Genomic DNA, 14,036 nt, shown 5'->3' on the forward strand with positions numbered 1-14,036 from the left:
AAACACTCCGGCACCGGGGGTTCGGCGGACGCCGAAGCGGCGAGGCCATCGCCGGGACGGAAGGCGGCTCACGTCCGGCCGCTGGTCCTCGCGGCCCCGCGATCCGGGCATCACTCCAGCTCAGCATGGCCTGCACGGACGACACACCAACCGAGGGGAGTGACTTTCATAGCCTCTCGAATCGCTGGGCTCTCTTCGGAAACAATCTTTACTCCGAGACTGACCACCTGCCAGGCCATTCCTTGCTCATTTTCGGCGTGACCGGAGGGGCGGGCAAGACGTCGAGTGACACTCATGTCGTGTTCTGTTGGGCCGCACGTCATCTGCCACCTTTACCGTGCCGCACATGAGACGCATCACGATGGCGGTCGGCTCCGCCGCACTCGCCCTGGCCCTCGCGGCTCCCGCGCAGGCCGAACCGGTCCCGGGCAACGGACAGGCAGCCGAGGAACGGGACTGGGGCCGGGCGACGCTGACCGGCTTCGCATCGCTTCCGGCGGTGACGTACGTGCCGGGCAGCCCGATCTCGGGCACCCAGCTCGGCACCGCGCCGGTGAACGGCGTGACCGCGCCCTTCCCCGGCCAGCCCGTGCAGGGCTTCAGCGGCATCGTCGACCGGCACGACGGCACCTTCGAGGCGCTGTCGGACAACGGGTTCGGCGCGAAGGCCAACAGCGCCGATTTCCTGCTGCGGATACACCGGATCAGGCCCGACTTCCGGGCGAACACCATCAAGGTGCTGGGCGGTTTCTACCTGTCCGACCCGCACCGGCACGTCCCGTGGGCGCTGACCCGCCCCGACCGCGTCCTCACCGGCGCGGACTTCGACATCGAGTCGATCGTGCGGCTGCGGGACGGCAGCTACTGGATCGGGGACGAGTTCGGCCCGTTCCTGCTGCACGTGTCCCGGCACGGCCGGCTCCTGGGGCCGCCGGTCCCGCTGCCCGGCGTCAAGGCCCCGGAGAACCCCGACCTGAACGGCGAGCAGCCGAACCTGGGCGGCAGCAAGGGCTTCGAGGGCATGGCCAGGTCGGTGGACGGCCGCAGGCTCTACCCGCTGCTGGAGGGCACGGTGAGCGGTGACCCGGCGGGCACGCTGCGCATGTACGAGTTCGATCTGCGCCGGGGCCGGTACACCCCGCGCAGGCTGTCCTACCGGCTGGAGGACCCGGCCAACGCCATCGGCGACGCCATCTCGGTGGACGACCACCGGTTCCTGATCATCGAACGGGACGGGCTTCAGGGCGACGCCGCGAAGTTCAAGCGGATCTACCTGGCCGACACCCGCGACCGCGACCGGGACGGCGCCCTGGACAAGACGCTCGTCGCCGACCTGCTGGACGTGGCGAACCCACGGCGGCTGGGCGGCTTCGGGGAGACCTTCCGCTTCCCGTTCCAGACCATCGAGGACGTGGTCATCCTGGACGACCGCACACTCGGCGTGCTCGACGACAACAACTTCCCTGGCTCCAACGGGCGCACGCCGGGGGTGCCGGACAACAACGAGTTCATCACCATCCGGCTGGCCAAGCCGCTGCACGCCGACCGCCGCGCGTATCGGTAGCGGGGCCGATCATCCGGTGTTCTCGACCTCACGGCCACCGGGGGACGCGAGCACCCGGCCGATCTCCCATTCGTGATCGAACCAGTTGCGGAAGAAGTCGATGCTGTCCTTGGACAGCTCGTCTCCCTGTTTGGCGTAAATGAACCTTTTGTTCTGCTCGTGGAGCTTCCAGGAGTCTCCGACCTTACGCCACTCGAAGTAGCCGAAGAACATGTGGTCATTGTCGATGAGAAAGGCGCGGATGGACGGCAGGTGCCGATATCCGCGCCACTCGATCCGCACCGGGCGGGCCTTGGCCGCGATCCTTCGCCGCATCGATTCGAGCATGGCGCAGCTCGCGATTATCTGCTCGGTCGCCCCCTCCTGCAGATTATCGATTTCTGGTGATTCGGGATCGACCAGCAGCACGCGCACCTCCCAGGCCGACCTGGTGGTGTACTTGTCGATCACCTGGTCCAGGTAGTGCAGGGTGGACCGGCCGGTCAGCACCACGATCCGGACGACGTGCTCGGCCTGGTCGCCCGAGTTGCCCAGCAGTTCGAGGATGCCGGTGATCTTGGCCTGGATGCCCTTGGGAGCCATGTCGGGGATGCCGTGGTACTCGGAGGGCATGATGTATTCAAGCCTGGCCAGGAACGGCTGCTTGGCGATGATCAACTGAGTGGCCAGCACCACGATGGCGGCCCCCAATATCAGGGTCTGCCACTGGAAGATGAAGGCGGTCCACTCGCCGAGCTTTTTCGTCCATTCCTGGGGGGACAGGGCCAGCAGGGCGAGCAGAATCCCCGCGGAGACGAGCCCGCGCTGTACCAGGCGGCCGGCCCAACGATTCGGCTGCATTGCGGTTAAGGACCCCGCCTTAAGATCGTACATCACACCGACGGCTTCCCCTCTTCAGGGAGTTTGAGCACATCTTCCGGGCTGCTCCCGGCCCCTCGCAAGGAAATGGGGGCACCTTGCGCCCTCAATCGGATATTCGGCCGGCCGATTCGGGCCGACGCCCGCCCATCCTCCGAATGGAGGATGGGCGGGGTCGTCCGTCCGGTCGCCGAGCGTGGCCGGTTCGCCGATTCGGGCGGACCGGGGGCGGGCGCAGACTCGATGCGACCCCATCCGAGCCGACCGAAGGTGATGACGCATGGCTCACTCGGCGAGCCCGCCCCTGCCAGGCCCGACCGCACCCCGGGAGCGGATGCTCGCGCCCGACCTGGCGCGCGGCCTGATGCTGGCGCTGATCGCGCTCGCGAACTCCGCGATCTATCTCTACGGCCGCGACTACGGCGTCCGCCAGCACATCGTGGAACACGACCTGGTGGACCGGGTGACCGGGACGCTGGTGCTCACCCTCGTCGACTTCCGGGCCTATCCCATGTTCGCCGCGCTGTTCGGCTACGGCATGGCCCGGATGCTGGCCAGGCGGCGCGCGCTGGGCGGGGCGGCGGGCGAGGAGGCCGGACGCCGGTTGCTGCGCCGCCGGTCGGCCTGGCTGATCGCGTTCGGGGCGGTACACGCGACCCTGCTGTTCCCCGCCGACATCCTCGGCCTGTACGGCCTGATCGGGCTGGTGGCGTACCGGTTGCTACAGAGACGTGACCGGACGCTGCTCGTCCTGGCCGCCGCCTGGCTGCCCCTGGTGGCCGTGACCGGCGGCCTGCTCTACGGTTCGACCGGCCACTCGTCCGAGCGGGTGTACTTCTGGTCCTTCGCGCTCCCCGACCCGGTGGACGCGCTGCTGCTGCGACCGCTCGAATGGCTGATGCTCCCGTTCGGGATGTTCGGCGTGCTCAGCGCCGTGCTGGTCGGCATGTGGGCGGGCAGGCGCGACCTGTTCACCCGGCCGGACGCGCGGCGGGTGCTCCGCCCGGCGGCGGCGATCGGGATTCCGCTGAGCATCGCGGGCGGCCTGCCGGTCGGGCTGGTCGGCGGCGGGTTCGCCACGGTCGGCGCGCCCCTGGCCGCCATGGCGATCAACGGCCTGCACGTCGTCACCGGGATCGCCGGGGGCCTCGGCTACGCCGCGCTGATCGGCCTGGTCGCGCTCCGGATCGGCGAACGGCGGGGCCTGCCGGTCCGCGCGCTCTCGGCCTGCGGGGAGCGCTCGCTGACGTGCTACCTGGCACAGTCGGTGGTGTTCGTGGCGCTGCTCGCGCCGTACACGCTGGGGCTGGGCGGACGGCTCGGCTCGGCGGCCACGGCGGGCCTCGCCCTGGCGACGTGGGCGGTCACGGTCGTGCTCGCGTACGGCATGGAGCGTGCGGGCGTGCGCGGGCCCGCCGAGGCGCTGCTGCGCAAGCTGACCTATCGGGCACGCGGATGAGAGCATGGGGCGATGACGGCCAGGGACCGCGCGCTGGCGCAACAGGGCAGGTGGGACCGCATGTGGCGGATGCTCCTGCTGCCCCTGCTGGCGGTGGCCACGGCCGCCGCGCTGGCCGACGCGTCCGCGCCGGTGCCGTCCCGCCTGGTCACCTTGGGGCTGGCCGCCGCGCTCGGGGCCTGGCACTGGTGGATGATCATGGCCCATCCGCAGTGGCCCGAGCGCAGCCTGTGGCCGATGACCGTCTACTTCGCCGGGCTGCTCGGCTTCGCCTGGCTGCTGACCGCCCGCGATCCGGCGTACGGGCTGGTGATGACGGCGTGCCTGCCGATGGCGTTCGTGGCGCTGCCCGGCCGGTCCGCTTACGCGGGAGTGGCCTGCGCGATCCTGGTGGTCTTCGACCCGCTGGAGCGGCTGGCCCAGGGCGGGTCGCCGGCCTGGCTGCTGCCGGCCGCCGGGAGCATGGTCGCCTGCGGGTTCCTGGGGTGGCTGATCCGGTCCATGGAGTCGGCGCACCGGGGGCTGGGCGAGGCCAACCGCGAACTGGCCCGGGTCAACACCGAACTGGCCGAGGCCAACGCCCGGCTGACCCGGCTCGGCGAGGAGAACGCCGAGCTTTCCGCGCGGCTGCTGGCCGGGGCCAGGGAGACCGGCGTGGCCGGGGAGCGGGCCAGAATGGCGCGGGAGATCCACGACACCGTCGCCCAGGGGCTCACCGGGATCGTCACCCAGCTTGAGGCGGCGGCGGAGGCCGCCGGGCAGGAGTCCGAGGTGCGGCGGCGCCTGGCCGTCGCCCGCGAGCTGGCCAGGGAGAGCCTGACCGAGGCCCGCCGTTCGGTACGCGACCTGCGGCCCGGGCCGCTGGCCTCGACCCGGCTGCCGGACGCGCTGACCGGCCTGGTCGAACGCTGGAGCGCGGTGAACGAGGTGCCGGCCACCATGACCATCACCGGCACGCCCCGCCTGCTGCACCCGGAGGTGGAGATCACGGTGCTCCGGTCGGTCCAGGAGGCGCTGGCGAACGTGGCCAGGCACGCCGGGGCCCGCCGGGCGGGGGTCACCCTGTCGTACATGGAGGATGTGATCGTGGCCGACATTCGAGACGACGGGGCGGGGTTCTCCGGCCGGGACGGCGACGGGTTCGGGCTGACCGCGATGCGGCAGCGGGCCCGGCGGTTGGCGGGCGGCGTCCAGGTCGAGTCCGCGCCCGGCCAGGGCACGGCGGTGAGCGTGACCGTCCCGGCGATCCCGTCGCCCGCCGCGGCAGGGGCGCAGGCGCGGTGATCCGCCTGCTGATCGTGGACGACCACCCGGTGGTCCGGGACGGCCTGCGCGGCATGTTCGCCGCGCAGCCGGACATGGAGGTCGTCGGGGAGGCGGCGGGCGGGGACGCGGCGCTCGCGCTCGCCGCGCGCGAACGGCCCGACGTCGTGCTCACCGACCTGCGCATGCCGGGCATGGCGGGCGCGGAGCTGATCCGGCGGCTGGCCGTACAGGTCCCGGCGGCCCGGGTGCTGGTGCTCACCACCTACGACGGCGACGACGACGTGCTGCCCGCCGTCGAGGCGGGGGCGATCGGCTACCTGCTGAAGGACTCACCGCGCGAGGAGCTGTTCCGCGCGGTCCGGGCGGCGGCCACGGGTGGTTCGGTACTGTCCCCGGCGGTGGCGGCCAAGCTCCTCGGCCGGGTCCACTCCCCCGCCCCGGCGCAGGCCGAGCTGAGCGAACGCGAACGCACGGTACTGGCCCTGGTCGCGCGCGGCGCGACCAACAAGGAGGCGGCGGCGTCGCTGTTCATCAGCGAGACGACGGTCAAGACCCACCTGGCGCACATCTACACCAAACTCGGCGTCTCCGACCGCGCCGCCGCCGTCGCCACCGCCTACGACCGCGGCCTGCTCCCCTGACCCTCTCCGGCCTCGGTGAAGGCCGGATAGCCCGGCAGCGGCGGGAGGTCCCACGTTTCAGCGACCTCCCGCAGCAGCAGGTCCATCGTCGCCGCGAACGCGGGAAGCTCCGCAAGCGTTCGGGCGGTCTCCCAGCGGTATGCCAGGAGTTGCCGCATCGTCGGGGCCGGCCGGCGGGTCCGGTGCATCGGCATGTCCGCGGGCAGGCAGCGCGGCAGCAGCAGCACCGTGATGTCCATGGTCCACGCCGCGATCGCCCGGTGAACACCCGCCTGCCAGATCGCGTCGTCGGCCAGCTCCGGATAGGCGGTCACGACCTCGGCGCGAAAGGCGTGTTCGATCCGCTCGGCCATTCCGGGCGGGAGCCGGAAGACGCACCAGCAGGTGGAGAACGGCATCCGGCAGTACGCGGCCGTCAGGAACACCGACTGGAAACAGGCGCTCTCGAAGTCGATCAGCCGCAGGCCGTCCGGGGTCAGCAGGTTGTTGTCCGGGCAGGTGTCGCCGGGGGTGAAGCCCACGGGATCGCTGCCGACCGCCGATCCGATGTCCTCCAGTTCGCCGGCCAGGCCGGCCGGCACCGGCAGTTCGGCCGCGTCGAGCAGGGCGAGCAGGCCCGTGGCGCCCTTTCCGATCCAGGCCTCGCCTTCCCGGGACGGCACGCCTTTGTCGTAACGGGACCGCAGGCGCATGAGGTCGGCATGCCTGCCCGCCGATCCGGCGGCCAGCCGGCCCAGGCTACGGGCCCAGGTCAGCAGGCCCTCGGTGGCGGCGTCGGGATCGTCGGCGAGTAGCACGTCCGCCAACGTGGGGGCCTTCCCGAGGTCTTCCATGACGAGCAGCGGTACCGCGAGATCCACGGCCAGCAGCTCGGGGCCGGCCAGGCGCAGCGAGAGCCCCGCCGCCTCGGAGGCGAAGGAGCGCAGGCCGTCCGGCTCGTTGACGTACGCCTTGACGATCACGCTGCGGCCGTCGGCGGACCGGCAGCGCAGTACGGTGCTGCGCCCGCTGCCGCCCAGGTCGGTCGGGTCGGACAACTCGGTGTCCAACAGCCCGGCGGCGGTACGCAAGATCGACTCCATCAGGACATCGTGCCAGCGGGAGCCGGGCCCCGGCATCCGGATTTCCAGCGGCCGGGGGCCGCCCGCGTGATCGCCTATAGTGCGAGATCCCGATGCGGCGGTCGTCATCGGCGTTATTGACCGGGAGGGATTTCCCTTGACCGTGCCCCCCACTCCGCGCGAGGTCTTCCTGAAGCTCGTCCAGGCCGTCTGTGACGAGCGCTGGGCGGACGCGCTGGACCTGTACGCCGAATCCACCCACGTCACGCACCCGTTTCATCCGTTCACGCCGCCGCCGATGACCTCCCTGGAAGAACTGCGGGCACATTTCGGAATCGGGAGCACCGCGGAATTCGAGCCGCGGCACACCCTGCGCAGGCGGCCGGCCGGGGTCACCGTGCACGAGACCGCCGATCCCGAGGTCATCGTGGGCGAGTTCCGGTACGAGGGGACGGTGGTGGAGACCGGCGAGCCGTTCGCCATCCCCGGCGTCTTCGTGATGCGCGTCCGCGGCGGGAAGATCATCGAGTCCCGGGACTATCTGGACCACCTGAGTTCGGCGCGGGCCCGTGGCCAACTCGGCGGGGTACTGGACGCGATCAGGAACCACTATCTGCCGCAGAAGTGACAGTACGGCCACGAACCAGGTGATCGAGTTAGATTGAGGGCACATCTGCCCAGACGAGCGCCTGGCGAGGGGATTTAATGATCATTAACCTGGTGGACCCGGACGGCTACGCCAAGAACGGCGCCCCCCACGGCCAGTTTCGCTGGCTGCGCGCCAATGAGCCCGTCTTCCGGCACCATGGCGACCTGACCAGGGACTGGCCCGACTTCTGGGCCGTCACCAGGCACGAGCACGTCGTCCAGGTCTCCCGCAACCCCGCGATCTTCTCCTCCCACCGCAAGCTCGCGCTCTTCGACGAGCTGCCCGAGGCCGAGCGCGAAGTACAGCGGATGATGATGATCAACCAGGACCCTCCCGACCACACCCGCCGCCGCTCCCTCGTCAACCGGGGCTTCACCCCCCGCATGATCGCCAAGCTGGAGAAGCACATCCAGGAGATCTGCGAGATGCTCCTGGACGACGTCGACCGCCGCCCCGAGGTCGACTTCGTCCGGGACGTCGCCGCGCCGCTCCCCCTCTACGTGATCTGCGAGCTGCTCGGCGCTCCCGTGGAGGACCGCGACAAGCTGTTCAACTGGTCCAACCGCATGATCGGCAGCGAGGACCCGGACTACTCGGCCGCCCCCGAGGACGGCATGGCCGCCGCGACCGAGATCTACTCCTACGCCGCCCGCCTGGCCGCCGAGCGCCGGGAGAACCCCCGGGACGACATCGCCGGCCGCCTGCTCCGCCCCGACGAGAACGGCGAGACGCTGTCGGACGAGGAGTTCAACCTGTTCGTGATGCTGCTCGTGGTGGCCGGCAACGAGACCACCCGCAACGCGGCCTCCGGCGGGATGCTCGCCTTCTTCGACAACCCCGCCCAGTGGGACCGTCTGGTGGCCGATCCGGCCGGGCTCGCGGCCACGGCCGCCGACGAGATCGTGCGCTGGGTGTCGCCGGTGAACATGTTCCGCCGTACGGCGACGGCCGACACCGTCCTCGGTGACCGGCAGATCAGCGAGGGCGACAAGGTGGTGGTCTTCTACCCCTCGGCCAATCGCGACGAGTCGGTGTTCGACTCACCCGAGGTCTTCGACATCACCCGCGACCCCAACCCGCACATCGGCTTCGGCGGCGGGGGCGCGCACTTCTGCCTGGGCAACCACCTGGCCAAGCTGGAGCTGCGGGTGCTGTTCGAGACGCTGGCCAGGCGCTTCCCGCGGATCAGGCAGACCGGCGAGGCCCGCAGGCTGCGCTCCAACTTCATCAACGGCATCAAGAGCCTGCCGGTGGACCTGCGTCAGTCGTCGTCTCCCTCGTAGTCGGCCGAGCAGCCGCCCTCGCCCGACGTCGTGTCCCTGGGAACCCCGTCCACCTTGATCACACAGGTCAGGCGCTGGTTGGGGTTCTTGGCATCGTTGGGCACCCGGGCTTCGAGGCTCAGGCCGCCGAAGGAGCCTTTGACAGACTGGGTCTCGGAGTAGGGGAGATCCTCGGACGAGGAGTCGTCGTCGCCGTCGATGATGGTCTCCACCTCGGCGCTGCCCTTGCCGGTGACCTCCATGGTGATCTCGTGGACCGGCTGGGAGGAGTCGGCCACCACGCCGATGCCGACCACCGCCGCCAGCACGCCCGCGATCACCCCGCCGATGTGCGCCCCCGGGTTACGGGTCAGCCGGGACCCTTCGGGGTCGGTCACCTTGTTGGCCGAGGTCGCCATCAGGGCGAACACGATGGCCGGGATCCACGCCACACCGCAGGTCACGAACCCGAGACCGAAGCACACCCAGGCCGCCGTGCTGTACGGGGCGCCGGGCTTGCGCGGGGGTCTCGGGGGCACCTGGTGTGGCGGGGGCACCGGCTGGAGGGCCATGCCGGGGATGGGCGGCAGGTCGGCGAGGATGCGTTGCAGGTCGCCCCAGTTTCGGGCGGTCTGCGCCGCGTCCAGGCGGGCCATCAGCTCATCGTCGCGCAGCCTGCCCACCGCGAAATGCTCACGAAGGATTTCGCTGGCACGGTCCCGTTCGACGTCAGACACCCGGATATGAGGTAGCACGACCACCCTCCACGCACGCGAATCCCCGTGCTGCAAAGCTACCTGAGGTACCGCTGTCGTGGGCGATACCGCTCATATTCCACATCGCCACCAGGTCACGGCCAGGAGGATTCCTGGTCAGGGTCGCCGCCATCCGAAAGAAGTCGGATATCCGATTCGACCATCTGCGCGACCAGCTCCTCGAACGAGACCGACGGCTCCCACCCCAGGTGGCTCCTGGCCTTCTTGGGGTCGGCGCACAGCAGATCGACCTCGGCCGGGCGGTGCAGGCTCGGATCGCGCACCACATGGCGTTCCCAGTCGAGCCCGGCGGCGGAGAAGGCGGCCTCGACGAGTTCGCGCACGGTGTGGGTGCGGCCGGTGCCGATCACGTAGTCCTCGGGGGTGCCGGCGGCGAGCATCAGGCGCATCGCGCGCACGTAGTCGCCCGCGTAACCCCAGTCGCGGCGCGCCTCCAGATTGCCCAGCCGCAGCTCGCCGGCCAGGCCGAGCTTGATCCGCGCGACGCCCAGCGACACCTTGCGGGTGACGAACTCCGCGCCGCGGCGCGGCGACTCGTGGTTGAACAGGATGCCGGAGACGGCGAACATGCCGTAGGACTCGCGGTAGTTCTGGGTGAGGAAGTGGCCGTAGGTCTTGGCCACGCCGTACGGCGAGCGCGGGTGGAACGGCGTGCGCTCGTTCTGGGGCGTCTCCCGCACCTGCCCGAACATCTCTGATGACGAAGCCTGATAAAAGCGGATCTGCCCGGACGGGTCGGCCGTACGCGACGACGAAACCCCCGAGCACACCCGGATCGCCTCCAGCATCCGCAGCACGCCCATGCCGGTGACCTCCGCGGTCAGCTCGGCCTGTTCCCACGACATCGGCACGAACGAGATCGCGCCCAGGTTGTAGACCTCGTCCGGCCGTACCCGCTCCACCGCCGAGATGAGCGAGCCCTGGTCCAGCAGGTCGCCCCGGACCAGCCGTACGTCACCGAGCAGCCGGCGCAGCCGCGACACGCGCGGGTTGGCCTGGCCGCGTACCAGCCCCCAGACCTCGTATCCCGCCGCGAGCAGGTGCTCGGCGAGATAGGAACCGTCCTGCCCGGTGATGCCGGTGATGAGCGCGCGCCTGGCCAACGGGTCCTCCATCGCTACACGTCGTGTCGTGACGCGAATGTACCCCCATGCCGGTGACCGGGGGCTCCCGGCCGCCCGTGCTAGAACGTGTTACACCGAGCTATGTTCGGTAGACCCAACGTCGCAGCTCAGCCGCGGCGTGTAGTGAGGTGAGGCACAATTCCACCTCCGCGTCACCCGAAATACCGGATGGTAAGGTTCGCGACTAAGGTCATCTTCAAGGTACATGTGTACCCCGCCCCTGCCAGGGGCCGCTGACGGGCGTGGAAGGAGGTCCTGTGGCAGGTGCGGAGGCGCTGCGGGTGGCATTGCTCTCCTATCGCAGCAAGCCGACCTGTGGTGGCCAGGGGGTGTATCTCCGCCACCTCAGCCGCGAGCTGGTCGGGCTCGGACACCGGGTCGAGGTCTTCTCCGGCCAGCCGTACCCGGAGCTGGACGAGGGCGTCGTCCTGACCAAGGTCCCCAGCCTGGACCTTTACCGCGACGAAGACCCGTTCCGCACGCCGAAGTTGCACGAGTACCGCGACTGGATCGACGTCCTGGAAGTCGGCACGATGTGGTCGGGCGGCTTCCCCGAGCCACTGACGTTCAGCCTGCGCGTGCTGCGGGAGCTGCGCGCCCGGGTGGGCGACTTCGACGTGGTCCAGGACAACCAGATCCTCGGGTACGGCCTGCTCGGCATCCAGCGGCTGTTCCCGCTCGTCGGCACCATCCACCACCCGATCAGCGTGGACCGGCGGATCGAGCTGGCCGAGGCGGAGGGGCAGCGCAAGGTGTCGCTGCGCCGCTGGTACGGGTTCGTGCGGATGCAGAGCCACGTCGCGCCGCGGCTGAACCCGATCCTGACGGTCAGCGAGTCCTCGCTGGCCGACATCCACCGCGACTTCAACGTGCCGCAGGCCAACATGCGGCTGATCCCGCTCGGCGTGGACACCCGCGTCTTCCACCCGCGCCCGCACCTGCCCAAGCGGCCGGGGTCGATCGTCGCCGTGGCCAGCGCCGACTCCCCGATGAAGGGCGTGGCGACGCTGCTGCGCGCGGTCGCCAAGCTGGCCACCGAGCGCGATGTGCAGCTGACGGTGGTGAGCCGGCCCACCCCGGGCGGCCCCACCGAGAAGCTGGTGGCCGAGCTGAGCCTGGCCGACCGGGTGCGGTTCGTGCACGGCATCTCCGACGAGGAGCTGGGCGAGCTGATCGCGACCTCGGAGATCTCCGTGGTGCCCTCGCTGTACGAGGGCTTCTCCTTGCCCGCGGTGGAGCACATGGCGTCCGGGACACCGCTGGTGGCCAGCCGTACCGGCGCGCTGCCCGAGGTGGTCGGCGACGCGGCGGTGATGGTCACGCCGGGCGAGCCGGACGAACTGGCCGCGGCGCTGCGCAGGCTGCACGACTCGCCGGCCGAACGCAAGCGGATCGGCCGGGCGGGCTATGACCGGGCGATGGAGCGGTACACCTGGCGGGTGGTCGCGATGCGCACGGCGGAGGCGTACCGCGAGGCCATCGCGGTCCAGGGCCGGCGCCTTCGCAAGAGGAGGTCGTGGTGACCGCACGCCCCGAAGGGAGGCCGCCGTGCTGACGGTCGACTTCGGGCGGCTGCCGGTCGGCCCCGGCGACCGGGTGCTCGACCTCGGCTGCGGCGGCGGGCGGCACTCCTTCGAGGTGCTGCGCCGGGGCGCCGACGTGGTCGCCTTCGACCAGGACGCCGCGGAGCTGGAGAAGGTCGCCGGGATGTTCGCGGCGATGGACAAGGCCGGCGAGATCCCGGTGGGGGCCACCGGCGAGACGCTGGTGGGCGACGCGCTGGCCATGCCGTTCGAGGACGGCCGCTTCGACCGGGTGATCGCCGCCGAAGTGCTCGAACACATCCCGGACGACGTGACGGCGATCGCCGAGATCGTGCGGGTGCTCAAGCCGGGCGGGCGGGCCGCGGTCACGGTGCCGAGCTTCCTGCCGGAGCGGGTGTGCTGGGCGCTGGATGAGGACTACCACACCGCACCCGGCGGACATGTCCGGATATATACGTTGGCGGAGCTGGCGGCCAAGCTGAAGTCCGCCGGACTTGAGGTCGGCGGCCACCACTACGCCCACGGGCTGCACACGCCGTACTGGTGGCTCAAGTGCGCCGTGGGGGTGAACAACGACGACCACCCCCTGGCCAAGGCGTACCACGACCTGCTGGTCTGGGACATCATGGAGCGCCCGCTGGTGACCCGCCTGGCCGAGGCCGTGCTCAACCCGGTGATCGGCAAGAGCGTGGTCCTCTACGCGCGAAAGCCGGCATGAACGTCCCGGGAGTGCTGACCCGCGAGCAGGTCGTGCGGACCGCGCGCAGCATCGCCGCCGCCCAGGACGACGACGGCGGCGTGCCCTGGCCGGACGGCCACGTCGACGCCTGGAACCACGTCGAGTGCCTGATGGCCCTGACCTCGGCCGGGCTCATCGCGGAGGCCCGGGCGGGCTACGCCTGGCTGGTCCGCCACCAGCGGGCCGACGGCTCGTGGCCGATGAAGGTCTGCGGCGGCGTGGCGGCCGAGCACGGCGGCGAGTCCAACCACGCGGCCTACATCGCCGTGGGCGTGTGGCATGACCTGCTGGTGACCGGCGACGAGGAGTTCGCCCGGGGGCTGTGGCCCGTCGTACGCCGGGCGCTCGACTTCACGGTGGACCTGCAGACCGCACGCGGCGAGATCCTCTGGGAGCGGACCCACGACGGCGCACCCGGCTCGCACGCGCTGCTCACCGGCTGCTCCTCGATCCACCAGAGCCTGCGCCACGCCGTACGGCTGGCCGAGCGGATGGGCGACCCGCAGCCCGAATGGGAGCTCGCCGCCGACGGGCTGGCCCATGTGATCGCCGCCCACCCGGAGGCGTTCGCCGACAAGAGCCGCTTCTCGATGGACTGGTACTACCCCGTGCTCGGCGGCGCGGTGCGCGGCACCGCCGCCACCGAGCGCCTGGCCGCCGGCTGGGACACCTTCGTGGTGCCCGGCCTCGGCGTGCGGTGCGTCTCCGACCAGCCGTGGGTGACCGGCGCGGAGTCCTGTGAGCTGGTGCTCGCCCTGGACGCGATCGGAGACCGCGACCGGGCCATCACCGTGTTCGCCGACATGCAGCGGCTGCGCCACGACGACGGCTCCTACTGGACCGGCTGGCAGTACGCCAACGAGGCGTGGTTTCCGCACGAACGCTCCGCCTACACGGCGGCGGCCGTCGTTCTGGCCGCCGAGGCGCTGGCCGGCGACTCCCCGGCCGGCGCGATCTTCCGGGAGGCCGCCGCGCCCGGCCCGGTCCCCGCGACCCCCTGCGTGACCCCCGCCTGCCACAGATTCGGGGACGTTTCTTTGCCCTGACGGGGAGTGCCGTGCTTGAGGCGCATCCTGGGGGATCGTTACTTTCG

The 14,036-nt window shown here is 70.7% G+C and carries 13 protein-coding genes; 9 read left to right on the top strand and 4 right to left on the bottom strand.

The window, feature by feature from the left end; genetic code table 11:
* Positions 1-346 precede the first annotated feature (346 nt).
* The gene (locus ACH34R_RS14320; RefSeq protein ID WP_397561883.1) at positions 347-1,564 is read left to right on the top strand and encodes an esterase-like activity of phytase family protein; all 1,218 of its coding nucleotides are present in this window, start codon (positions 347-349) and stop codon (positions 1,562-1,564) included.
* Positions 1,565-1,573: 9 nt separating this feature from the next.
* On the opposite strand, the gene ACH34R_RS14325 is transcribed toward ACH34R_RS14320, so the two are convergent.
* Positions 1,574-2,404, bottom strand: a complete 831-nt coding sequence (locus tag ACH34R_RS14325) for a hypothetical protein (protein ID WP_397561884.1) — start codon at positions 2,402-2,404, stop codon at positions 1,574-1,576.
* A 298-nt stretch (positions 2,405-2,702) separates the two neighbouring features.
* On the opposite strand from ACH34R_RS14325, the gene ACH34R_RS14330 reads away from it, so the two are divergent.
* From ACH34R_RS14330 to ACH34R_RS14340, 3 genes are read left to right on the top strand one after another with little or no spacing between them, the layout of a single operon-like run.
* Positions 2,703-3,881: a DUF418 domain-containing protein gene (locus tag ACH34R_RS14330; RefSeq protein ID WP_397561885.1), complete on the top strand. Its 1,179-nt coding sequence runs from the start codon at positions 2,703-2,705 to the stop codon at positions 3,879-3,881.
* Positions 3,882-3,893: 12 nt separating this feature from the next.
* Positions 3,894-5,165, top strand: coding sequence for a sensor histidine kinase (locus ACH34R_RS14335; RefSeq protein WP_397561886.1), 1,272 nt, complete (start codon positions 3,894-3,896; stop codon positions 5,163-5,165).
* Positions 5,162-5,788 carry a response regulator gene (locus ACH34R_RS14340; protein ID WP_397561887.1) on the top strand — a complete coding sequence of 209 codons (627 nt, stop codon included), beginning with the start codon at positions 5,162-5,164 and terminating at the stop codon, positions 5,786-5,788. Before ACH34R_RS14335 ends, ACH34R_RS14340 begins: the two co-directional genes overlap by 4 nt.
* On the opposite strand, the gene ACH34R_RS14345 is transcribed toward ACH34R_RS14340, so the two are convergent.
* Positions 5,764-6,870 (bottom strand): hypothetical protein, encoded by a 1,107-nt coding sequence (locus ACH34R_RS14345; RefSeq protein ID WP_397561888.1) that lies wholly within the window; start codon positions 6,868-6,870, stop codon positions 5,764-5,766. The two genes, ACH34R_RS14340 and ACH34R_RS14345, sit on opposite strands and share 25 nt — an antisense overlap.
* Positions 6,871-7,012: 142 nt before the next feature.
* Here ACH34R_RS14345 and ACH34R_RS14350 point away from each other — a divergent pair, with 142 nt between their 5' ends.
* Both ACH34R_RS14350 and ACH34R_RS14355 read left to right on the top strand, forming a co-directional pair.
* Positions 7,013-7,477 carry a nuclear transport factor 2 family protein gene (locus tag ACH34R_RS14350; protein WP_397561992.1) on the top strand — a complete coding sequence of 155 codons (465 nt, stop codon included), beginning with the start codon at positions 7,013-7,015 and terminating at the stop codon, positions 7,475-7,477.
* A 77-nt stretch (positions 7,478-7,554) separates the two neighbouring features.
* A complete protein-coding gene (locus ACH34R_RS14355) occupies positions 7,555-8,781 on the top strand; it encodes a cytochrome P450 (protein ID WP_397561889.1) in 1,227 nt (408 codons plus the stop codon).
* Here ACH34R_RS14355 and ACH34R_RS14360 read toward each other — a convergent pair.
* Together ACH34R_RS14360 and ACH34R_RS14365 are read right to left on the bottom strand one after the other, a co-directional pair.
* The gene (locus tag ACH34R_RS14360; protein ID WP_397561890.1) at positions 8,760-9,497 is read right to left on the bottom strand and encodes a DUF1707 domain-containing protein; all 738 of its coding nucleotides are present in this window, start codon (positions 9,495-9,497) and stop codon (positions 8,760-8,762) included. The two genes, ACH34R_RS14355 and ACH34R_RS14360, sit on opposite strands and share 22 nt — an antisense overlap.
* 113 nt (positions 9,498-9,610) lie before the next feature.
* On the bottom strand, positions 9,611-10,639 hold the full coding sequence (locus ACH34R_RS14365; protein WP_397561993.1) for a GDP-mannose 4,6-dehydratase: 1,029 nt from the start codon (positions 10,637-10,639) through the stop codon (positions 9,611-9,613).
* Positions 10,640-10,917: 278 nt separating this feature from the next.
* On the opposite strand from ACH34R_RS14365, the gene ACH34R_RS14370 reads away from it, so the two are divergent.
* The 3 genes from ACH34R_RS14370 to ACH34R_RS14380 are packed head-to-tail and all read left to right on the top strand — an operon-like array spanning position 10,918 to position 13,989.
* The gene (locus tag ACH34R_RS14370) at positions 10,918-12,183 is read left to right on the top strand and encodes a glycosyltransferase family 4 protein (protein ID WP_397561891.1); all 1,266 of its coding nucleotides are present in this window, start codon (positions 10,918-10,920) and stop codon (positions 12,181-12,183) included.
* A gap of 25 nt (positions 12,184-12,208) precedes the next feature.
* Positions 12,209-12,922: a class I SAM-dependent methyltransferase gene (locus ACH34R_RS14375; protein ID WP_397561892.1), complete on the top strand. Its 714-nt coding sequence runs from the start codon at positions 12,209-12,211 to the stop codon at positions 12,920-12,922.
* The gene (locus tag ACH34R_RS14380; RefSeq protein WP_397561893.1) at positions 12,919-13,989 is read left to right on the top strand and encodes a prenyltransferase; all 1,071 of its coding nucleotides are present in this window, start codon (positions 12,919-12,921) and stop codon (positions 13,987-13,989) included. Before ACH34R_RS14375 ends, ACH34R_RS14380 begins: the two co-directional genes overlap by 4 nt.
* Positions 13,990-14,036: the final 47 nt, after the last annotated feature.

Origin of the sequence: Spongiactinospora sp. 9N601 (genome assembly GCF_044326295.1) — a bacterium.
In the GTDB taxonomy this organism is placed as follows: Bacteria; Actinomycetota; Actinomycetes; order Streptosporangiales; family Streptosporangiaceae; genus Spongiactinospora; species Spongiactinospora gelatinilytica.

Bases quoted from the DNA above. Each gene is read 5' to 3' on its own strand.
- ACH34R_RS14320 (WP_397561883.1), top strand. From the start codon at position 347: ATGAGACGCATCACGATGGCGGTCGGCTCCGCCGCACTCGCCCTGGCC.
- ACH34R_RS14325 (WP_397561884.1), bottom strand. From the start codon at position 2,404: ATGCAGCCGAATCGTTGGGCCGGCCGCCTGGTACAGCGCGGGCTCGTC.
- ACH34R_RS14330 (WP_397561885.1), top strand. From the start codon at position 2,703: ATGGCTCACTCGGCGAGCCCGCCCCTGCCAGGCCCGACCGCACCCCGG.
- ACH34R_RS14335 (WP_397561886.1), top strand. From the start codon at position 3,894: ATGACGGCCAGGGACCGCGCGCTGGCGCAACAGGGCAGGTGGGACCGC.
- ACH34R_RS14345 (WP_397561888.1), bottom strand. From the start codon at position 6,870: ATGGAGTCGATCTTGCGTACCGCCGCCGGGCTGTTGGACACCGAGTTG.
- ACH34R_RS14355 (WP_397561889.1), top strand. From the start codon at position 7,555: ATGATCATTAACCTGGTGGACCCGGACGGCTACGCCAAGAACGGCGCC.
- ACH34R_RS14380 (WP_397561893.1), top strand. From the start codon at position 12,919: ATGAACGTCCCGGGAGTGCTGACCCGCGAGCAGGTCGTGCGGACCGCG.